Source organism: Psychrobacter sp. GTC18467, from assembly GCF_055397455.1.
In genome coordinates this window covers 13,755-36,241 of record NZ_AP038920.1, presented here as the reverse complement: position 1 = coordinate 36,241, position 22,487 = coordinate 13,755, and the positions used below count along the sequence as shown (strand labels likewise).

The 22,487-nt window shown below is 43.0% G+C and carries 12 protein-coding genes and 1 tRNA gene; 8 read left to right on the top strand and 5 right to left on the bottom strand.

What is annotated here, in order from left to right; genetic code table 11:
* Positions 1 to 282: 282 nt before the first annotated feature.
* Entirely contained in the window at positions 283 to 1,197 is a 915-nt protein-coding gene (locus ACZ5XY_RS00125) for a bifunctional allantoicase/(S)-ureidoglycine aminohydrolase (protein WP_464741824.1), read from the top strand.
* A 321-nt stretch (positions 1,198 to 1,518) separates the two neighbouring features.
* Here ACZ5XY_RS00125 and ACZ5XY_RS00120 read toward each other — a convergent pair whose 3' ends face one another.
* Together ACZ5XY_RS00120 and ACZ5XY_RS00115 are read right to left on the bottom strand one after the other, a co-directional pair.
* Positions 1,519 to 2,778, bottom strand: coding sequence for a type II toxin-antitoxin system HipA family toxin (locus ACZ5XY_RS00120; protein ID WP_464741822.1), 1,260 nt, complete (start codon positions 2,776 to 2,778; stop codon positions 1,519 to 1,521).
* Positions 2,779 to 2,782: 4 nt separating this feature from the next.
* Complete coding sequence (locus ACZ5XY_RS00115; RefSeq protein WP_464741820.1) at positions 2,783 to 3,088, bottom strand: helix-turn-helix domain-containing protein; 306 nt, start codon at positions 3,086 to 3,088, stop codon at positions 2,783 to 2,785.
* A 528-nt stretch (positions 3,089 to 3,616) separates the two neighbouring features.
* On the opposite strand from ACZ5XY_RS00115, the gene ACZ5XY_RS00110 reads away from it, so the two are divergent.
* The 5 genes from ACZ5XY_RS00110 (at position 3,617) to ACZ5XY_RS00090 (ending at position 12,216) form a co-directional block, all read left to right on the top strand.
* Complete coding sequence (locus ACZ5XY_RS00110) at positions 3,617 to 4,804, top strand: WG repeat-containing protein (protein WP_464741817.1); 1,188 nt, start codon at positions 3,617 to 3,619, stop codon at positions 4,802 to 4,804.
* A gap of 109 nt (positions 4,805 to 4,913) precedes the next feature.
* Positions 4,914 to 6,032, top strand: coding sequence for a tetratricopeptide repeat protein (locus ACZ5XY_RS00105; RefSeq protein WP_464741815.1), 1,119 nt, complete (start codon positions 4,914 to 4,916; stop codon positions 6,030 to 6,032).
* 81 nt (positions 6,033 to 6,113) lie between these two features.
* Complete coding sequence (locus ACZ5XY_RS00100; protein WP_464741813.1) at positions 6,114 to 8,555, top strand: tellurite resistance TerB family protein; 2,442 nt, start codon at positions 6,114 to 6,116, stop codon at positions 8,553 to 8,555.
* Between the two features lie 41 nt (positions 8,556 to 8,596).
* A complete protein-coding gene (locus ACZ5XY_RS00095) occupies positions 8,597 to 9,910 on the top strand; it encodes an ATP-binding protein (RefSeq protein WP_464741811.1) in 1,314 nt (437 codons plus the stop codon).
* Between the two features lie 35 nt (positions 9,911 to 9,945).
* Positions 9,946 to 12,216, top strand: coding sequence for a DEAD/DEAH box helicase (locus ACZ5XY_RS00090; RefSeq protein ID WP_464741809.1), 2,271 nt, complete (start codon positions 9,946 to 9,948; stop codon positions 12,214 to 12,216).
* Positions 12,217 to 12,366: 150 nt separating this feature from the next.
* On the opposite strand, the gene ACZ5XY_RS00085 is transcribed toward ACZ5XY_RS00090, so the two are convergent.
* The 3 genes from ACZ5XY_RS00085 to ACZ5XY_RS00075 form a co-directional block, all read right to left on the bottom strand.
* Positions 12,367 to 12,442, bottom strand: a tRNA-Arg gene (locus ACZ5XY_RS00085).
* Between the two features lie 48 nt (positions 12,443 to 12,490).
* Positions 12,491 to 13,174: a hypothetical protein gene (locus tag ACZ5XY_RS00080; RefSeq protein ID WP_464741807.1), complete on the bottom strand. Its 684-nt coding sequence runs from the start codon at positions 13,172 to 13,174 to the stop codon at positions 12,491 to 12,493.
* A gap of 43 nt (positions 13,175 to 13,217) precedes the next feature.
* Positions 13,218 to 13,733 carry a hypothetical protein gene (locus ACZ5XY_RS00075; RefSeq protein WP_464741805.1) on the bottom strand — a complete coding sequence of 172 codons (516 nt, stop codon included), beginning with the start codon at positions 13,731 to 13,733 and terminating at the stop codon, positions 13,218 to 13,220.
* A gap of 197 nt (positions 13,734 to 13,930) precedes the next feature.
* Here ACZ5XY_RS00075 and ACZ5XY_RS00070 point away from each other — a divergent pair, with 197 nt between their 5' ends.
* Positions 13,931 to 18,049 (top strand): exodeoxyribonuclease V subunit gamma, encoded by a 4,119-nt coding sequence (locus tag ACZ5XY_RS00070; RefSeq protein ID WP_464741803.1) that lies wholly within the window; start codon positions 13,931 to 13,933, stop codon positions 18,047 to 18,049.
* 38 nt (positions 18,050 to 18,087) lie between these two features.
* Positions 18,088 to 22,464: a UvrD-helicase domain-containing protein gene (locus ACZ5XY_RS00065; protein ID WP_464741801.1), complete on the top strand. Its 4,377-nt coding sequence runs from the start codon at positions 18,088 to 18,090 to the stop codon at positions 22,462 to 22,464.
* Positions 22,465 to 22,487 lie beyond the last annotated feature (23 nt).

Genomic DNA, 22,487 nt, shown 5'->3' with positions numbered 1-22,487 from the left:
GTCAGATTAAATATCAAAGAGTTTGAATCAAATCGCTCTCCTCTTAAGTCAGTAATTATAAGTCTACTTGATAGACCTCTTTTAGTCAGATTATTTTCAATTGGTTTTAGCATGATTTTTAGATTGCTTACCAACTCGCGCACCATTATGATCCGCGCAACAGTTATTGATAACAAAAAAACTAAGTCGAATTACCGCGCTATGTCTAATATTGTTTGCCCATAGCCTAGCTTTTCAATCAAGCTGCACTTAATTTGGTATTTGAAGGTATATCCTAGCTTTATGGGGATAAATAAACCTTTGCTTTATAAGCTCAACTACAAAATGATGGCAGCATTAACCCACAAAGGAACATTAATAATGTCAACAAAGAGTACCTATTACGCACCACCAGGCGGATTGCCACCACAAACACAATTACTATCAGATCGTGCGATCTTCACCGAAGCCTATGCGATCATTCCTAAACGTGTATTGACTGACATTGTTATCAGCTATTTACCTTTCTGGGAAGGCATGCGGATGTGGGTTATTGCACGTCCTTTGACCGGTTTTTCAGAGACTTTTTCTCAATATATCGTTGAAGTTCAACCTAATGGCGGTTCTGACAAGCCAGAGCTTGATGCTAAAGCGGAAGGCGTGTTGTTCGTTGTTGAAGGCGAAATGGACATCACTATCGAAGGCGAAGCGCATCACTTAGAAGCAGGCGGCTATGCTTATTTGCCACCAGGATGCAACTGGACGCTAAAAAACAACAGCAATGGTCTTGTTAAATTCCATTGGATTCGTAAAGCCTATCAATATGTTGATGGTATTGATGCCCCAGAAGCGTTTGTCACTAGCGATCACGATGTTGAAGCGATTGAAATGCCTGATACTAATGGCATTTGGAAAACCACTCGCTTTACGGAACAGTCTGACATGCGTCATGACATGCACGTCAACATCGTGACTTTCCAGCCAGGTGGCGTGATTCCATTTGATGAAACTCATGTGATGGAACATGGCTTGTATGTGCTCGAGGGTAAAGCAGTTTATCACCTAAATGGTGAGTGGGTTGAAGTTGAAGCCGGCGACTTTATGTGGCTTCGCGCGTTCTGCCCACAGTCATGCTATGCTGGTGGTCCAGGTCCATTCAGATACTTGCTATACAAAGACGTAAACCGTCATATGCCATTTATCCGTCCAGAAAGATAAGTCGCATAAAGATATCACCGTTAGTTCGGATATGTCTTCTGTTGAGTTTAAAAACTGTGCTATCAATTATATTGGTAGCGCAGTTTTTTTATAGTTACTGAATTATCGCCTTTTGACGTTTGCTAATGACAAGTGATTTAAAAAGACTAGTAATTAGGTAGAATAAGGATTTGAGGGTATTCTGGTAATGCAAGGCAATGCTAAAACACAATGATTGGCGCGCCCACCACGCATCGACTAAATCATTTAAAGCCTTTAAATACATGGTTTATAGGTGTGGACGTATTATTTTTAACAACAAATTTAACAACTTTTATAGCACTATCGATTTGTCATCCGATCAATATTGGCTTGAACATCACAAGTGACTTGATTTGACAGTTCTTTTTCAATTTCGTAGTTGTTAATAACAGCTAAAAGCTCTTCAGCTACTGACGCTACTTGATCAATCATTGTTTGAGCTTTATTTTGCTTAATATCAGCAAATTTAGCAAGTTTTAGCAGGTCAGATCGGGTAGGGTGACGAGCTTCACCTGCCACATCCATTTGATGATAACCATTCATTCCGGAGTTATAAGCAAGATCATAAACAGGCGATAACGACCCCCTGCCAGTTTTGTCCATCATGAAAGAAAAGTTCTTGCTATGATCGTCTTTATTATTGAAAATCACATTAAATGCGGCATGTCTAAAGCCGTCTTCTACAGCGGCTTGCGACCCTGTTAACATTCGAACGCAGCGTAGATATTGTAAATAATCTAGCGATGGAATCTGAAAGTCAATATCTAATAATCCTGCCAGCGTATGAATGTGAATACGCTTATTGTCTGTACGATCAAAGCGTTCAACACCAAACGCGGCATAGTTATCATCAATATCAAAATAATGATGCGCTGGCATGTTAAGACCTGCTTTTTTTGCCATATCAGCGTAAAGTGATTCTAGTAAACAAACGCTTTTATGCTCAGATTGAGCAGGGAACTTGATAAGCCAAGGCGTTGTCGTTGGATGTTCGCTGACGGAATCGGTAGTAATAAAATCGGTTGACTCATCGTATAGCACCAGCGCTTTTGGTCTTGCGCCTTGAGGTGAGCCGCCAATAACAATGAGCTCGGCTAATATGTCGCTATCTTGACCCGAGAGGATAGTTTGGTTGGCGGCAGCAAGTTTAGCTAAAGTTATCTCGGTGGTATCAATACCATCAGATAACTCATGCTCAGGCTCAAAACTTAGCGCGCCCATTGCAGAATCGCCAATATAAGCCAAGCGATCCAAAACATTCACTTGCTGTGCAGGCTTATCCATAAGCTTGCGAAAAAACCGATCCATGAGTAGCATTCCCCAACCATCAGGCAAGCTATCGGACAACAGACCGCACAGATAATGGCTTGACGCATGGTTGCCATAATAAGGCGCACTGCGTAATGGCATCTCAATGGGCGACAGCTCTAGACCATCAGCTATCCAAGCGGCCTCATAACCAAACACAGGACGGCGTCCATCCATTGTAAGCTGACTAACACGGCGTTTGGTGTCAAAGCCTTTATAATAAACATTGATAACAGATATAGGCTGAGTCATAGAGTTAGTCATCACTTTTATTTGAGGCTCGCAAACGCGGGTTTTGCTTAGCAATAATATCCTCAATACTGCTGGGCGCAACCTCAAAAAGTTGAGCAAAATGATTAATCATGCCAAGTGAAATCGCTATTCTAATAACGTTGTCTAGTGTCCCGCCTTGACCTGACTCAATGCGAGCGACGGTACTAACACCGATTCCTGCTTTTTCTGCTATTGCAGCTTGCGTTAAGTTCAATGCCAAACGCTGCGTTTTTAAGCGCTCGCCTAAAATATCTGTAATCTCGCTTGGAGTGTAAAAGTCAAATCTCATAGTTATGATTTAATTGTTTATATTTGAGTGCTTAAATAATATATTAGCATTTTAAATGTCAAATATGAATGGTTAATTGAAAAAAATTTGAGTTGAGATCACTCCGCATTCTTTGTAACTACGATCTAGATTAAATGTTTGTTGATTCGATCATCAAACCCTAACATCAAGTAAGCTACCGAAGAATTTATAAAAACAATAAATTTTTATAAGCTTTATATGGTATAGGTTCAGCTATATATTTGCCTTTAAAATTTAGTTGAATCCATATTTTATGATGCAGATCTTGACAATTTTGACCCCTAAAAATGTTAGATGTTGCTGCCTAGGACTAAAGGTAGTAAGACTATGATTTAACGTTGAATGCGCGTAGCTGTGCTTGTTAGCGTATTATCAATAAAAGCTCTACTTTCTTTGATAGTTCAGAGATATTTACCCAACTTTTAATAGGTGGGCTTTTTATTATATGGTATGCTACCAATCTAACAAACAATAGTTGTATTTAATTGTGTTTTTGAGGACAAGACAGTGAAAATTTATCTAACGGCTTTGGCGTTATCTATTATCAGCGTTACGGCTACCGCTGCGCTTCATCCTTTTTATGACAGCAATAGCGAATACTGCGGCTATAAAAATGAGTCAGGCAAAGTGGTTGTTCCAAGCAATAAATATTCGATTTGTGGTAATCACCACGAAGGCTTAGCTGAGGTCGGCGCTTGGCGCGGCGAAACTATTTTAGTAGGCTATATAGATCAGGCAGGCAAGCTTGTTATTCCTGTTAAGTATCCAGTTGAGCCTAGTTCTGAAATCTCAGAGGTCAAATATTTTTCTAATGGCTTGGTGCCAGTTTATAAGCCTGACCCAAAAGATGAACTTGGCGGCTTATATGGGTTTATGGATAAGTCTCAAAAGCTTGTTATCCCCTATAGATATCCTATCGCTTCAAGCTTTAGCGAGGGTCGGGCGGTGGTCGGTCAATTTGACAGATCAGGCAATGGAAACCTTTATGGCGCAATTGACACCAAAGGTCAGCTGATGGTGCCAATTAAATACTCATTTATTAGTGGCTATAAAGATGGCTTTGCGGTTTATGGCACCAATAGCAATAATCCTCAATACGGCTTTCTTGACTTAGCGGGCAAAATCAAAATCCCTGCTAAATGGTCAGCGGCTAATTCTTTTCATGAGGGTCTAGCAGCGGTCTATGATACTGATAAATGGGGTTTTATTAATACACGCGGCAATTACGTGGTCACGCCTAAATACAGTGGTGTTAAGGACTTTTCAGAAGGTCTTGCTGCCGTTCAGGTCGGCGGTTATGACACTGGTAAATGGGGATTTATCAATAAGGATGGCAGCACTGCCATTGGTTTGAAATTTAACGATGTTGAAAGCTTTGTTAAGGGTCAAGCGCCAGTTCGTAGTAAAGTTGGCAGTCAGCTTAAATGGGGTAGTATTGATAAAAAGGGCAACTATATGATTGCACCGCAATATGATGCCGCTTTTATTCTTGTTGAAACTGATGAAGATTTTAGCGACATTGATTATGGTCATCATACCAACAGCAACATTCACTTTTACAACTATGTGAATAAAAAAGACATTTATAGCAGTCCAATCATTCGATATACCTTTAATGAGAATACAGGAAAGCTAATCACTTCAAAGCAGTTTAAGCATTGGGATGCGGTGATTGATGATTTTAGAGCAAAGTAATTGTTAATTTGAGCTCATGTTTGCTGATTATGAAAGACGGTTGTGAAGCATTGTGCTAGTTTATAATATTTAAGGATAAAACGTGAAATTAAGGGTGCTAAAGCATTTTGTGTTAAAGAAGGTTCTCGTTTTAACTTCAGCGTTTGGCTTAGCAATATCAGCTCAAGCGACCAATTTAGTAAGCGTTCAAACATTGGCTAGCCAAGGCTATGCCAGTGCTCAATATACGCTTGCGGCGATGTACCAAGAAGGTAATGGTGTACCTCAAGATCTAGAAAAAGCCATATTTTGGTATAAAAAAGCCGCTGAGCAAGGTTCGCCCGATGCTCAGTATAACTTAGGAGCTATATATGAGTTGGGATTGGGCGTTAATGAAGACCATATCAAAGCGGCTGAGTGGTATACTAAAGCCGCCGTTCAAGGTGATGATTCGGCTCAATTGCAGCTTGCTATGCTGTACGATAGTGGATTAGGGGTTAAACAAGATTTTAAACAAGCCTATCAGTGGTATTTAAAAGCAGCGGATCAAGAAAATAGTGATGCCCAAAACAATATCGGCGTGTTATACGAAACCGGATCGGGCGTTAATCAGGATTATGCTAAAGCTGCACAGTGGTATAAAAAAGCGGCTGATCATGGCAACATCACTGCTCAAAATAATCTTGGTCAATTTTACGAAAAAGGCATGGGCGTTGACCAAGATTACAGCAAAGCATTTTATTGGATAAATAAATCGGCGATACAAGGCAATGATGCCGCACAAAGCAATCTAGGTTACCTGTATGAAAACGGCTTTGGCGTTGAGCGGGATTATGTTAAAGCAGCACACTGGTATCAAAAGTCAGTTGATCAAGGAAATGCGTTAGCCAAAGCGGGTCTTGGCTATGCCTATTATGCCGCTCAAGGGGTAGATCAAAACTATTCAATGGCGCTTAAGCTGCTACAAGAGTCCGCCGATGACAATGAAGCGTTTGGACAAAATAACCTTGGCGTTGTTTATCTTGAAGGCAAAGCGCTGCCTCAAAACTATGCCAAAGCTCATGCGCTATTTCAAAAAGCCGCGGCTCAAAATAATGCTTACGCCCAGCGCAATTTAGGAATTATGTATACCAGAGCGTGGGGCGTGAAGCGCAATATGAAAGAGGCCATGAAATGGTTTGATTTAGCTTGTAAAAATGGCGATGAATATGGCTGTCTAGGCTTCACTATGGCACAAAATGAGCCATGATGGCTTGCTGATGAAAAAATCATGATTCAGCTGTTGTATTATTACCCTGCTGCTCAACAAAAAATTGGATCATTATAGATCATGAATAGCTTTATTGATGATGTGCTTGCGCTATTTAAGAAAAAATATGATGCTAAAAATGATGAGGTATCTACAAGCTTTATCGATTTAGCATCTGATATCAAGCCGTCTACAAATCATCAGCGTGATTATAAAAACTATCTAAATACTCAAGAAGGAAGCTCTTTAGATAGTGAGGATGATATAGATAATTTAGCCACTTTTATTGTTTCCTCTGGCAAAGCTGAGAAGCGTAAAAGCTCTTCCAAAGCTAAAAAAGGTCGCTGGATAACCTCGTATGAATCTATAACCATTCATAATCGCACAATTGATAATGGTTTTTTTTATTTTGGCGGCAAACTTGAGATGCTAAGCGGTTTTGGGATTGAGCCAGCATTAGTTGATGATCGCTTGCCAGCAAGTTCGCCAAAAGCTAGCCGCAAAGATTATAGTGATGATTCACTTGGTTACTGGCCAAGCTATAGTCAGCTTTCTGCATTGTGCCGCGGCGCTTATTTAGATTGGTTGGCTTCAAACCGAAATCACCCCAGCACGCCGATCGGTTATGTCTTTATTTACTTCAGCGGTCTTGAGCGCCGAGTGATTGAAAGCATTAGTAAAAATGATGTGACGGATGATGAGTTTATTGCCATTTATAATGAAGTGTTTCGGCTAAATAAACTCTATGGCGATCAGTCGTCGTTTTATAATTATACTGCTCAATTTTTAGAATTTATGGCGCTTGTGCGCTCGCCGCTATTTGAGAAGCAATTACAAGCTCAGCGGATTTTACCGCCGCCAACGAGCAGTAGTCATTTAATGTTCAAAATGAAACTGGCAAAAACAGTGACGTTGGAGCAGCCTATTCCAGCCGCCTTAGCTTGGGAGTGGCTTGTTTTTTCTAATAGCTATACTTTTAAAACACCTGCAAAGCGCTGTGCGCCAGAATTTAAAGATTTATTTGATACTTTATATCAAATAAATTATCCCGATGGGTTTTTTGTTACTGCGAATAAAGCTAAATTGAAGATAAGCTATAACGCGGCAAGTCGATCCATTGGATATGTTGAGCTGACACTTGATGATCTGCTAGACCCTAGTAGGTTAAAAGCACCTATCAAAAAGCTTATTGCTATTGCTGATCAATGTAATGACGCTTTGGAAGCCTACAGTCGTTATCTAAGTCGCGATGATCATGCTAAGTCAGACCTAGGTGCCGTTTTGTTATTGCCAGATGCGCTTATGGATCAGCAAGCTTATCAAAAAAAATATCCCGTCATACAAGAGTTTGGCTTGTGGTTAGAATCCATCCTTTTAAAAGATAAGGGACTGATGAGCGTTGAGAGGTTATGGCGTCAAATAGATAAACTGTCGTTTCAGTTTCAATCAACACCGCCTAAGTTGCTGACTAAAAACCATAACGAATTTATTATAAATTTAGCAAAGCGATCAGGATTTGGTATCGTCCCAGACCAAAGATATTACCATACGGGTCTAAAATCAGATGGTCATGTTGCTATATTTCGCGGCGGTTATGGTCAAAACTTTGAGCCAAGTAGCAATTTTTATCAACTCAGTTTGGCGCTAAGGCTTGGGGTAATGGTTGCCGGAGTAGACGGTGCTATTGATAACAAAGCTATAGATCAGCTGTCACTTCTGATTGATCAGGACAAGCAGCTTATCAGTACAGAAAAAGCGTCGTTAAAAGCGTATTTACTGTGGTGCTTAAACACGCCGGCGAGTTTATCAGGATTGAAAGTTTATATTGATAAAATCAGTAGCAAACAAATTGGCGTTATTGGTCAATCTGTGCTATCTGTTGCTTTGGCTCATGGTCATCTTGCTGCGAGTCAAATTAAGCAGATTGAAAAAATCTACCTTTTATTAGGTCTTGATAAAAACTCTGTGGTCAGTGATATTCATCATATGACGAGCAGTAAAAAATCAGCATCGGGAAATTTTATACCGCCAAAAGATGTTAGTGAGAATATTTGTCGTCAGAATGATGCAAACCAGTGCGATAAGCCTTTTGTTTTTGATAAAGCGCTGCTGGCTTTGTATGAAAGCGAAACTACCGATGCCAAAGCCATGTTAGCTGATATATTTATAGTCGATGGTGACATAAAAAATGAGCCTGAGCGAGAGGATTTGACAAGCAATCAGGCGGATGGGTCTATTGTTAATGAGCCTATCGCTACTGAGAAAATCGCTACTGAGCAGGTGGTTGGCGGGCTTGATAATAGTCATCGCCTGCTTTATCAAGAGCTTATCAATAAAGAGGTCTGGTCGCGAGAAGAGATTGAAAAGTTATGTCAGTCTTTAAATTTAATGATGAACGCGGCGATCGAAACCGTGAACGATTGGGCTTATGATCTTGTTGATGCCCCAGTATTAGAAGATGACGATGACATCTTAGTTGATTTTGAAATCGTTGAGGAGCTAAAAGCTCTGGATGAACCCTAATTGGCAATAAATCAGATAAATCAAAAAGGATAAGTTAAGTAATGACAGGTAAAAAAATAAGATCAAAAGAGCGTGATGCCATTATTCAATCGCTAAAAGCCGGTGTCACGCCTAAGGTTGGCATTCAGCATATTCAAGTTGGGCGAATCAACGAGCTTAAGGCACTAATAAACGATATTGAGCGCATTGCTGATGGTGGCTCAGCATTTCGACTGATTATTGGCGAGTATGGTTCAGGAAAAACCTTTTTTTTGAGTGTGGTAAGAGCAATTGCGCTTGAACGAAAGCTTGTCACAGCTCATGCTGATCTGTCTCCTGACAGGCGTATCCAAGCGTCAAATGGGCAGGCAAGAAACTTATATTCAGAGCTGATGCGTAATTTATCCACTCGCAATAAGCCTGATGGCAATGCGCTTGCCAGTGTGGTCGAGCGTTTTATCACCGAAGCTTGCAAGCAGGCAGATGCCGCCAATAAATCTGTTAGCGAGGTGATTCAGTATAAATTGGCTGAATTGACAGAACTGGTTGGTGGTTATGATTTTGCTCAAGTGGTTGAGGCTTATTGGCAGGGTCATGAATCAGGAGATGATGAGCGTAAAGCCAATGCAATCAGATGGCTTCGAGCAGAGTATTCAACCAAAACAGATGCAAAACGCGATTTAGGCGTCCGTACAATCATATCTGATGCGTCATTTTATGATGCGCTTAAACTCATGAGCTTATTTGTACGGCAAGCCGGCTACCAAGGGCTTTTGGTTAATCTTGATGAAATGGTGAATTTGTATAAGCTTAATAGCACCCAAGCCCGCCAAGCCAACTATGAGCAAATACTACGTATGTTAAATGACTGCTTGCAAGGGTCGGCAAGTCATCTAGGGTTTTTATTAGGAGGAACGCCTGAGTTTTTACTTGATCCGCGAAAAGGGTTATACAGTTATGATGCGCTGCAAACGCGTCTTGCAGATAACAGCTTTGCAAAGCAGGCAGGCGTTATTGACTATTCTTCGCCGGCGCTGCACTTGGCAAGCCTTACGCCAGAGGAATTGTATATATTGCTAAAAAACTTGCGTCACGTTTACGCAAGCGGTGATAGCGATGAATATTTAGTTCCTGATGACGCCTTACAGAGTTTTTTGCAGCATTGTAGCCGAACGATTGGCGATGCTTATTTTAGAACACCGCGAAATACCATTAAAGCGTTTTTAGATATGCTGGCGGTCATTGATCAAAATCCAAATATATCATGGGATAAGCTTATTAACTCCGTGACTATCGATCCTGAGATGCCCTCTGATATGGATATTGAAATGAGCGTGCTGGATGAAGATGACGAGCTTGCTGATTTTAGGTTATAAGCTTTTGATAATATTTATAAAATAAGAGACTAGTTTTGAGAGACGCTCACCTTCAGCTTGATTATAAAATACAGCGCTGGATATTTAACCAAGGCTGGAGCGGATTGCGCGAAGTGCAAGCAAAAGCGGTTGCGCCGATTTTGACTGGAGCAACGGATGTGCTTATTAGTGCCGCAACTGCTGCGGGCAAAACAGAAGCCTTTTTTTTGCCCGCTTGTAGCGCTCTTATTGAATCACAAGGCTATACCAAACAAAATCCTGATAGCGGCGTTGGTATCTTATATATCAGTCCGCTAAAGGCTTTGATTAATGACCAATATCGCAGGCTTGAAAGCCTAGCTGAGCTGATTGATTTACAAGTAACCCCATGGCATGGCGATAGTTCACAAAGCCAAAAAAACAAACAAAAAAAGTCGCCGTCAGGAATTATTTTAATTACTCCTGAGTCACTTGAATCGTTACTTATTCGGGATTCAGGCTGGGTGAAACAAGCGTTTAGTCAGCTAAAATACATTGTGATTGACGAGTTTCATGCTTTTTTAGGCAGTGAGCGTGGTCAGCATTTATTATCGCTGCTGACGCGAGTTGAGCATGTCACTGAGCGTTTAGATTCTCCAATCCCAAGGGTTGCTTTAAGCGCAACCTTAGGGGATTTAAAAAGCGTACCGCAATCGTTAAGACCGAATCAGTCATTACCTTGCACTATTATAAAGGACAGCGGAGCAAAAGCGAGCATCAAGGTTCAAATAAAAGGCTATATAGAACCAAGCCAGTTAGAGCTTGGGTCAGACTCTGAAGATATTAATAACGATGTTAAAAACATTGCTATTCAATATCCTTATTCTGCTGAAACAAAAGTTTGCGCTGATCTATATCGATTGTGCCGAGGCGGCAATCATCTGGTGTTTGCCAATAGCCGAAAGCGTACCGAAACGATAGCAGCAGAGCTTAGCGATTTATGCGAGCGTAATATTGTCCCAAATGAGTTTTTTCCGCATCACGGCTCGTTATCAAAGGAGCTACGAGAAGACTTGGAAAAACGACTGCAAAAAGAGGCGTTACCAACCACTGCGGTATGTACAATGACCTTGGAGCTTGGGATTGATATTGGCAAGGTTGACACGGTAGTTCAAGTAACAGCACCGCATTCGGTGGCAAGCCTTCGGCAACGGCTTGGGCGTTCAGGCAGGCGCGGCGGCTCAGCAGTACTTAGAATGCTGATTACTGAAAAAGAAATCGATAAGGACAGTAGCCTTACCGATAGTTTACGCCTTGAGCTGATTCAGTCTTTGGCTATGATAAGGCTTTTGATTGTTGATAAGTGGTTTGAACCTGCAGATATGCGGTTATATCACTTCTCAACACTATTGCATCAAGTACTGGCAACCATTGGTCAGTGGGGCGGTATTCGTGCTGATCAGCTTTATATATTGCTATGTAAACAAGGTCCTTTTCAACAAATCCTGCCCGCGCACTTTAAATCCCTGCTTATCCAAATGGGAGAGGCGCAGCTCATTACCCAATTAAGTAGCAATCAGTTGGTACTGGATATCGTTGGCGAGCGTCTTGTCAGTCATTATACATTTTATGCCGTATTTAAAACTCCTGAAGAATACCGCATCGTGGCGGGCAATAAAACGCTTGGCACTTTGCCGGTTGAAACTATGTTGTTACCTGAGCAATATATCATTTTTGGTGGTAAACGCTGGCAAGTAAATAGCGTTGATATCGATAAAAAAGTCGTTGATGTCAGCCGGGTTAAAGGCGGCGGCAAGCCTCCAGCTTTTGGCAGTGGTGGAATGTCAATTCATGATCGAGTACGTCAAGAAATGTATGATATATTAAGAAAAGGGGATTACCGTATTCAAGTTGGGGAGCAGAAATTAGATTTTGCTGATGCGACAGCAAGACAGTTGTTTTTAGAAAGTATAGAGGCTTTTAACAAATCCGATTTAATCAGTAAGCCCGTTGTAGAAAAAGATGGTAACAGCTATATTTTTATGTGGCTTGGCGATAAGGTTGTCAATACGCTAAAAGCACTACTTATACGAGACAACTTTATCGTTGAAACCTATGCCGGTGTCATTTGTATTAATAAAACAGAGTCGTTCCAAATTTATCAATTTTTGCAGAAATTGGCTAATAACCCACTACCTACCGCAACTGAGCTTGCTAAAAATGTACCCAATAAAATGATTGAAAAATTTGACGAGTATTTACCAGATGACCTAATTAATATAGGTTATGGCGCGCAAGTATTTGATATAGAAGGCTTAAAATTATGGCTTGATAGTTTTGCTAATTAAATTCAACTGATATTATGGAACACCTTCAAAAATTTATTAACCCACTAAAAATACTATTAATAATAAGCAGTTAATTAAAATTCAGAAAAACAAAAAGCCCTTGCAGCGCGGGGCTTACAAAAGCTTATCGGCAGTTAACGTCATATATTCTGGCGCACCCACAGGGACTCGAACCCCGATCGGTCACTTAGGAGGCAACTGCTCTATCCTGTTGAGCTATAGGCGCGAGTGGTTATTGTAAAAAAAAGCACAAAAAATTGCAATCTTAAGCTCATTATCTGCGATCTTCGAGCACCCCTTCTAAATCCAGCGCCGTATTACTTTTAGAGTTGATATCCACTTTAGGATTGAATAAATCATCCACTTGATTTTTATAATTATCGATACTGTTAAAGCCGTGCCGCGCTAAAATCTCTTGCCCTATGCTTGAAATTAAAAAGTTGCGAAATTGCGTTGCAATTGGATTGTCCGTTATGATTACGCCATCGATGGCTTGGTTTGAGACAAGTGCAAAGCCAAAAGGGCTTAGCGTTTGCGCAGTTTCATTTTTTGCCCTATCGTTGTCAATGACGGTTTGCATAGCTTTAAGTTGATTCGGCAAGATATGTTGATTGCTGATAATAAGGTCAATGGGTGCTTGGGTTTGATTTTTGACAGCCAAGACTTGGGATTGATCAACGTAATGAATATTCAGAGTTAAATCAGGGAAACGCTGATTGAAGCGCGATAGCACCTCGTCAAGGGCAGGTTTTAGCGCGCGGTCGGCTTGAATAATAACCGCAGTATCTATAGCCTTTTTTTGCAACGCTTCATTTTGAACCGTTGATTTTGGGTCATAAGTCAATATCGGAAGGGGGTCGATATGCTTTTGGTTGTTGTACCAAAGCCAAGCAAATGCTCCAAGCAAAATTGTTGCTAACAGCGCAAGGGTAATCTTTAAAATAGCAAAACCTTTCATAATTGACTGCTCAATCTCATCACAAATAACCTTTATTAGAAAATCAATGCTGTTGATTCAACACCTCATCGGTTAAATCTGCAAGCATATCAGCAAAAATAGTATCTTCTACTGTTGCCGGCGGCACGGGTGCTTTGTTTTTCGCTAATGTTGGTTGATTGATGGAGTGGTCATTATTTTGCATTTCGGCGGGGCGGTTAATCGCTAAAGCTGATGAGTTGCTGGCAAGGGCTACCGTTCCTTTTTGCAAGCTGTCTTTAAGCCAAAAAAAGCCATGAGTCTGCCACCAAGCTTCAAATTTTGGCAGCGCTGCCCCTTGAATGGCAGCAGGAAGTTCCAAAGTTCGCAGTTGTTTTGCAAGATTGATGTCCAAAACGGCTTGCTGACGGCTTAAAAATAGCGCATTTTTGTCGCCCAAATAGGGTTTTTTATGCTGCCAAGCTGTCCTATCAAGTTTCATTCTTGGCAGTTGCCAAAGCGTTCCGCGGTGATAAACTACATAAAATCGCCCCTTTAAATGAACAAAAATGGCATCAATCGGTCGCAAAGGCTGACTCATTTTTTTTCTCCTGACAACCTTTAATTTAAATAATGCGACACCATATGTCGTTTAAGTGGCGCAAAGCTTGGGGGATAACTGGTAAAGTTGTAAAATCAGTGGCAAACTAAAGCCTTTTTATAGTAGCAGAATTATTGATTTAGCACGACCTTTGCAAAGCAAACGATGGCTGATTTCACCGTATTAAGTGGCAGAGTATGTTTAACATTATTCAATCGCACCGAACCGAGTATTTGGTTGAGCAGTTATTAACCGCCTACCAAAGCAAAGACGTGCCGATTTTTGAAGAATTTGTGGTGATTGTGCCCTCGATGGTGCTCGGCGATTGGTTGGACAAATCAATTGCCACTAAAGCTGGCATCAGCACGCTGGTGACGACCAAGTTTTGGGGGCAATATCAGTGGACGTTGATGCAAAAGGTGCTTGCCAAGTATAATCAGTATCTTGAGCAGACCAGTCGTGAGTATGAGGTAATTAGCGTTCCTGAAGTGGCAGTGCTGACAGGCGCGGTCATGCAGTGGCGGCTGTTTGGTTATTTTACCTATTATCGCTTTGATATTTTGGATAATCCTGAGCACGCGCTGCATCCCATTGTTGCGCCGCTGTTGGATGCTAATTCAGACGACAGTCAAAAAGAAGCTCGGCTTTGGTCGCTTGCCACCGACTTTGCGCGGGTGTTTGGGCGCTACTTGACCCACCGCGAGGATTGGCTTGACGATTGGTCAGTGGGGAAAGAGATTGACGTTTCCGCACTCATTGCCGAAAAAGATGAGCTAGGTTTGCGCTTTGATAAAGACGCTCAGCCAACGCCGGATTGGCTTGTGGCGCATTATTCTGAGCTTGAGAAAGCTCAGCGTTATTTGTGGGAGCTGCTTTTTGCGCCGGTTTATCAGCACCGAGCAGCGATTGAGGCGCGGTTTTGGCAGTTGATTGAAGATAATTTGGCAGGGGATGCGCTTAATATTCGCACGCTTTTGCCACGACAATTGCACATTTTCACCATTCAGCAATTGCCGCAAAATGAGCTTGATTTTTTATACCGCTTATCAAACCATATGGACATCACTTTGCTGCATTATAATCCGTCGCGGTTATTTTGGGCGGATATTGTCGATAAACAGTGGCTTCAGCGCCAAAAAATCATCAATCCTGAAAGCGTGTTTTTAAGTGATTACGGTCATACGCTGCTATCCCGTCTTGGCAAACAGTCGCGCGAAACCTTTGCTATGCTTGCCAATTTATCAGGAAACGAATATTACGATGATTTTAAACTCAATTGGCAAAACCGCTTTGATGTTGCTGATTTTGATATTAATGACAGTGCTGATGAAACCAAGCCGCCGCTAAGCTTACTGGCGCAGTTGCAACAAGACGTTTTGATGCTTGATGAGCGCGCCACTCAGCAAGCAACCGTATCAAAGCTAAGCTCAGCGATTGGCGCGCAATTGGCGCTTGATTTAGCAGATGACGAACCGTTAGAAAATAGCCTAAGTAATGGTAAATATGACAATGACAACGACGATGACAACCAACTGAGTGACAAATTCTTAAGCCAAAAATTTCACGTACCAACCCGAAAATGGGCACTCTCCAAATTTGATAATAGCCTAAGTATTCACTCTTGCCACAGTTTGCAGCGTCAGCTTGAAGTCCTCCGAAGCATGATTGGGCGCTGGCTGAACGAAAAAAATCCTGACGGTAGCAAGCGCCATTTATCAGACATCGTGGTTTTACTTCCGGACGTTGAGCGCCATTATGATTTAATCAGCTCGGTGTTTGTCAGCGGTCAAGGTCAAGATGGCTTAACCTTGCCTGCAAAAATCACCGGCGTGGTGGACAAAACCATCCGTCAGCTTTGGGAGGCAATCAGCGGCTTTTATCGGCTGCTTGGCAGTGATAGCGCGCGCTTTGAGGCGGCAAGCGTTCTTGATTGGCTAATGCTTCCTCCGCTTTATGAAAGCTTGGGGCTCACTCATGAGCAAATGAGCCGCGGCTGTGATTTGCTTTTACAGGCAGGGTTTATCCGTGGTTTTGACGAGGCGCATTTACAGCAGTTTTTAAATAACAAGGATTACGATTATCGCTTTAGCTTTGCGTTTGCGCTTGACCAGATCGCGCTTGGGCTGGTCATGCCTGAGGCGGGAATGACCGGCTGCTTATATCCTGATCATTGGCGCGACGATGCCCTTGCCGAAAAAACCTTGCCGATATCGTCTATCAGCCTTGATGATGCGCCGATTATTGAAGCGCTTTGCCGGATTCACTCGGGGCTAAATCACTGCCGAAACGAGTATCAAAAGCGTAAAAAAGCTGAAGATTGGCTTGCTAACATTGAAGAAGACATTATCCACCTGTATTTTGGTAAGTTTGACCAAACGCCCGCCATGCGAACCGTATTTAAAGCGATGAACGGTTTTAAGGGCAGCCTTCGCGCGAACGGTCAATACAAACGCTACAAAAGTTATTCGGCGCAATCAGCAGCAACCGTTGAGGCGCAACTGTCAAAAGTTAGCACCTTACCGCTTAAGCTAAGCTTTATTTTAGACAGCATCGAGGACGAGCTTGAAAGTCAGCAAGTGAGTGCTGAGCCGACCGGCGTGATTACTTTTGGTCGCTTCGGCGCGCTGCGAAACGTGCCGTTTGGGCTGGTGGTGATGCTTAATATGGATTTGGCGGAGTTTCCAAACCGCGACCGCGACAACCGCTATGATTTGATGAAAGCGGGTCGCTCGCGGCGCGGCGATAGGTTGAGCGAGGACGACGACAACGGCGCGTTTTTAGATGCGCTATTGTGCGCTCGCAGTGCCTGTTGGATATTTTATAATGGTCAGCGTGTGACCGACGCTTATGAGCACCTGCCGGCAAACCCTGTCAGTGAATTGCTGCAATTTTTGCAAGGAGAGGTTGATTGGCAATGGTCGCAATTGGCAACCGATACGGTTATTGATGATGACGTTCAGCGGCAAATGGGAAAATTGATTGAAAAATGGTTTGTCACTCAGCATCCGGCGCTGCCGTTTGCCGATGAGGTGTTTTTAGCGCCCAATATTGACCCTCATAGCGATGGGCTTAGCACCGCTGCGATTTTAGACCGCGCCATGCAAAATGAAAAATTAGCACAAAAACAAAGCACCGCTCCTGCAAAGGTTTGGCAAAATGTCTTTGAGCGCTTGCAAGTCAAGCCTAATGGCGACAAAGCGCCGATTGTCACGCTACCGACGGCTTGCGAGTATCAAGCCATTGCTCAGCAAATCTTAGGTCAAAATAAGACTGTTGTTAATAAGCCCATCATTGACGTCTCCCACGTCGATTTACAGTATCTCTATTTGCAAGTTCGCCATCCGGCAAAGCATTTTTTACGCCATCAAAACGTTCATATCGTGCTGCCAAGTGAGGATATTGCCAATCAAGAGCCGCTAGCGCTTGATGGCTTGGGCGCTTACGCGATTAATGACACGTTAATCAGCAATCTTTATCAAGGGATAAGTAAAACTGCGACCGTTAATGATGCTCAAGAATTGCTTTACCATCCGGTGATGCCGGCAGGAGTCGCTCGGCAATCAACATTAACGTTGCAGCAGCTTGCCCTTAAAAAGCGCTGCCAAGCGTTTTTGCAATCGCTAACAGCGCTTGAGATTAGCGCCTGTCATCCGATGAGCGAAATCACCATTGATGGCAGTCTAGCGCTGATTACCCCAACCGCTGAAACCATTGCAAGCGTTCCCACTGTTGGGCTAAATAGCTCAGATAGTTTGACGATAAAAGGCATTGCACCGATAAGTTTGGAAGCCTCGCCAAGCCTTTGGCTCAATATGTTGCCAAATAACGCTCGAGCACCGCATTTATTAAAATTTTGGCTCATGCATTTATTTTGGCAGGTTTCGCGAAAAACCACGCCTGAGCAAGTGGTATTAAACGACGGTCAAAGTATTTGGAACTTTAAGCCTTCAAGTAATGGCACAGTTTTTTCATTAGCGCCAATTGCTTATGATGCCGCACTTACTGAGCTGCTAAAATGGGTTCGCTTTAGTGAGCTTGCCGGTCAAGTTCCGATGGCGATTTTGCCAGAATTTGCGCTAGAGTATTTAAAGCAGTTAGAAAAGACTCTAGATTATCAGCTGCAGCGTAAAGACTTCTCAAGCTGGTTTGCACCAAGTTTTGGTAGCGATGTGATTTATGACAGCTGCTCAAAGCATGAGCTTTGGCAATATATTTTGCAATCGCAAGATGCCTTTTTGGCGCTTAAAAATGTGCTGCCGACGTTATCTCCGGTATTGTTTGGCGCGATGAACGCAAGCCTTATTAAGCACGATTAGCAATTTTATTTTTTTTACCCAATTCCAAGCGATTTTTTATGTTTCACTCCGCCATCAATGATGATTTAGCCGGCTTTGACGACCCTATAGTAACCGCCGCCAATGATGCAGAAAATCCGGTAAACAGCGTAAATAGCGCGGCAAATACTCAGGACGGCGCGCCGCCTGCCGTTCGCGTACCCTTGCAAGGTCAATATCTCATTGAAGCCTCCGCCGGAACAGGAAAAACATGGACGCTTACCGGAATCGTGCTTCGGCTACTTATTGAAGCTCGCCGCGCCCCTGAGCACATCATCGCAACCACCTTTACGCGGGCAGCAGCAGCGGAAATGCGCGAGCGGATTAACGCCCGCTTAAAAGACTTTTATCAGTTGCTGCTTTGGCTCAATAAATTGCAAGGCAATGAGGCGACGAACGATATCCTTTTTTTGCACATGGCTTATCCGCTCAACGCGCAAAAGTTATCCAAAACAAAAATTGCAACTTTTAAAGAAAAACGCCAATCTTGGCTTGACGAGGAAGCCAAACGCTCAGGGTTCGATTCGCTATTTGGCGACCCGATTAACGCGCATTTGATTGCCTTTTTGCTCGATAACGTGACCACTTATCCGTTGATGGACGCCATTCGCCGCTGCCGCTTGGTGCTAACCACGCTTGATAAGCTGTTTGTGGGGACGCTTGATAGCCTTGCGCAAAAGTGGCTGTCAGAATTTAGCGCCGAAACGGGTTACCAGTCCGGCATCAAAATCAGCGAAAATGAGCAAATCGAGATTGATAATATCATTCACGACCACGTTCGCGGTTATCAGTCGCACCTTTATAGCAATTTTCCTGAAATTTATCAGCTGATTGAGCATTCAGGAAAAATGATTGCGCCAAGTGATTATAAGGATACAGCGGCAAGAGCATTGCAGTTTTTTTCAACGCCGATTGAGCCGGTTTATATTGATAATACGCTTGATATCAAAGCATTTGCTGATTTAGCAGCTAAGTTTGCAAATCTTGAGTTGACTGAAATTGCGCCTTACTTTGACCAAGATTATCGAAAGGCAAAAGGCTTTAGTGCAAGAGGGAAATTTTATACCAACTTTGACGCGGTTCAGCAAATTCAAGCTGCGGCAAAGCAGTTTGGAATGACCTTTTTTTATCATTTAGATGATACGGCAACGGCGGTTTATCAAAAAATTCCTGAGGTTTTTGCAGGAAAGCTATTCAATAAATCTAATCAAAGCGAGCGTGAAGCCTTTTGCCAAATTGAATTTATTCAAGTGCTTAATCAGCTTGCCAAAGTGAGCGCTGACATTGAAACTTATCTTGAACAGCTCAAAGCCAAACTGAACTTTGACATTGCCCAACGCGTCCGCCAAAAGTTGCCAGCCATTTTAGAGGCGCGCCGCGAGACCACATTTGCGCTACAAATGGTTCGGCTCAATCAAGCGCTGGCAGGGACTCACGGCAATCAGCTTGCCCGCTATATCCGTCATCATTATCCGGTAGCATTGATTGATGAATCGCAGGACATCAACGGCGAGCAGGCGCAAATGATTGAGCGCATTTATCTGCAACAAGAAAAGGACAATAAAGGCGAGGATAAACCCAATAAAAAAGGCTTTTTATTATTAGTTGGCGACCCGAAGCAAGCAATTTACGGCTTTCGCGGCGGCGATGTGGCAAACTACAATGCGATGAAGCGCCATTTTAGCCAAAATCAGCGAATGAGCTTGGATATTAACCGGCGCTCAAACGAGCGCTTAATTACCGCGCTGAATCATTGGTTTGGTCGACCAATGCTTGAGATGAGCATCGGCGATAGCGATTGCTATGACGCATTGGCGGGGCTTGGTCAGGAAATTTTTTATCATCATATCAGCGCAGCGAATAAAGACATCAGGCTGTCTTGGCAGCAAGTGCCCAGTGAGGTTACGTTTAATCAGCAAAACGTATCCACCGAAACGCTATTTTCGAGCCATCCGGTCAGCATTATTCATCTGCCCAATCAGCCTGAACCGCAAAATGGCACGATATTTTCAGAATTTGAATTGACCGCCGTTCATATTGCTCAATTATTAGCAAGTCACCAAACTATTGAAAATCGCCCAATTGTGCCAAGTGATATCGGCGTTCTTGGTCATACCAAAGACGACTTGCGCCAAGTTGAGCGAATGCTCAACAAGCTCGGCATTCCAACGTTTGAAACAAGCGAGGTCAACGTTTTTGATACGGTGATTGCCGCTGATTTGTTGGCGCTACTAGAGGCGATGCTCAGACCGCAAAAGCGCGACGTGGTGAACCGCGTGTTGACCAGTCATTTTTATCAGCTTAGCTTGCTTGATGTGCAAACGATGATGCAAAGCTTGGAACAAAGCGAGAGCACAGAGCAAGATAGCAGCACACTGGCACTTAAAAAGCGCTATCAGCAGTTTCAGGACTATTTAAAAACCGCCGCCGCGCACTGGCAACACGGCGGTATTTTGTCGGCGCTGCATTTCGCACTTGGGCAAAATCCGTTTGAGGATAAAGAAAAAGATAAGCGGCAACCGGTTGAAACTTTTAAACCAAGCGTTTGGGAAAATTTGGCAAAGCTTCCTGACGGCGCGCGATACTTGATTGATTTACGGCATTTATTGGATATTTTGGCACAATTCGGCATGCATATTGGCGAATTTGAGCTGATCACTTGGTTTAAAAAACACATTCATATCAAAACGATTCCTGATTGGGCGCAGCAGCAGCCGATGCCAACGGATTCAGGCGTTCAGCTCATGACCATTCACAAGTCCAAAGGTCTTGAATTTCCTATCGTTTACGTCATCGGCATGGGCGCTGCCAGTAAAAAAGCCAGTAATAAAACAACGCTTTATTTGTTTGATGATGAAAATATCACGGACGAGCGTTTAAGTAAGCGGCGGCTGTCGGCAAGCGCTGGCAAGTTTTCCAAGTCAGCTAAAGGCGATAAAGAAGAGTTAAGCGACTATTACGCCCAATTTGAATCCCAAGAAAACTATGAGGAGCGCAGGAGGCTTGCTTACGTGGCCTTTACGCGGGCAAGTGAGCAGCTTTATATCGTCCTCCAAGACGCAAGTACCCGCCGTGACATTGAACGAAAGCCATTAAACGCTTGGCTTGATTGTGACGATAAAGAGTTTAGCTTACCTGAACGTCTAGCGCCCGTAGTGGGTTGGGTCAATTATGACGTGATTGCCGAGCACGTTCAAGCGGTGATGTCGCGCCAAAAAGCTGATCCCAAACCAAAAAACGCGGCAAAAGACACATCCGAGCCGGATTATTTTCTCATCGATTACAACGATGCTTATAGTCAAATTGAAGACCATTTTTTTAAAGGTTGGGCAAAGACCAGTTTCACTGCGTTATCACGGCAACTCAGCGCCCAAAGCCAAGCGCTTGCCGTCGTTGATGATGCGATTGAAGATGAGCTTGATTTAACAAATAGCCTAAGTGAAATTCATGCCAATGCTAATGCCGCGCCGGAGATACATCAAATTATGAGCGACGATATCCGCTTTCGCTTTGTTAAAGGGGCCAATGCCGGAACGTTTTTGCATAAGATTTTTGAAAAAATTGACTTTCAGCAACCGCAAAACTGGTCAAAAATTATTGACCACAGCGTCCGACAGTATCAACTGCCTGTTATTTATACCAGCGGTGACAATCAATGGCAGTTGTTAAAGTTAGAAAAGCAGCAGCAATTGGCAAAAAAACAAGCTGAGCAACCGCAAAACCCTATGCCAGAAGTTGAAGAAATCGTTGAGCCGTCAGAAGACGAGCTTGCCGCGTTAGGGGTCAATCATAACGCGATAATTCACTGGATAGATGACGTGCTAAAAGCGCCGCTGCTCGCGTCCGGTCAAGCACTTTGCCAAATTGATAGCCGTCAGAGAATGGCAGAGATGAGCTTTAACATGGGACTGTCAGGAAATTTTACGCCCTCAGCCATCAGTACATTATTTGAAAAATATTTGCCCGATGAGCCAGACAAACACATCCAATTAACCCAGCAAAGCGCTGAGCATATTTATCGTTATTTGCGCGGCGAGATTGACTTAGTTTATGAGTTTGGCGGCAAGTATTTTGTGGTGGATTATAAAAGCAATTATTTAGGCGACAGCCTAGCGCATTACGACGACACGCATCTTAAGCTGGCGATGAACAAAGCGGGTTACTGGTTACAAGCTGCTATTTATCAAGTGGCGCTGCACCGGTTTTTAAAGCTGCGGCTAAAAGACTATTCAGGAAACGAAACCAAATATCTAGGCGCGGTTGAATACGTCTTTTTACGCGGAATAGCGCCAAGTGGGGCAGAGGATGCGTCAACTTACGGTCGGATTCAATGGCAAATCCCATTTGAATTGATTCAAGAGCTTGATGAAAAAGCGTTTGGCAAACCTACGCATTAGCTTTTAACGTATTGATAAGAGAC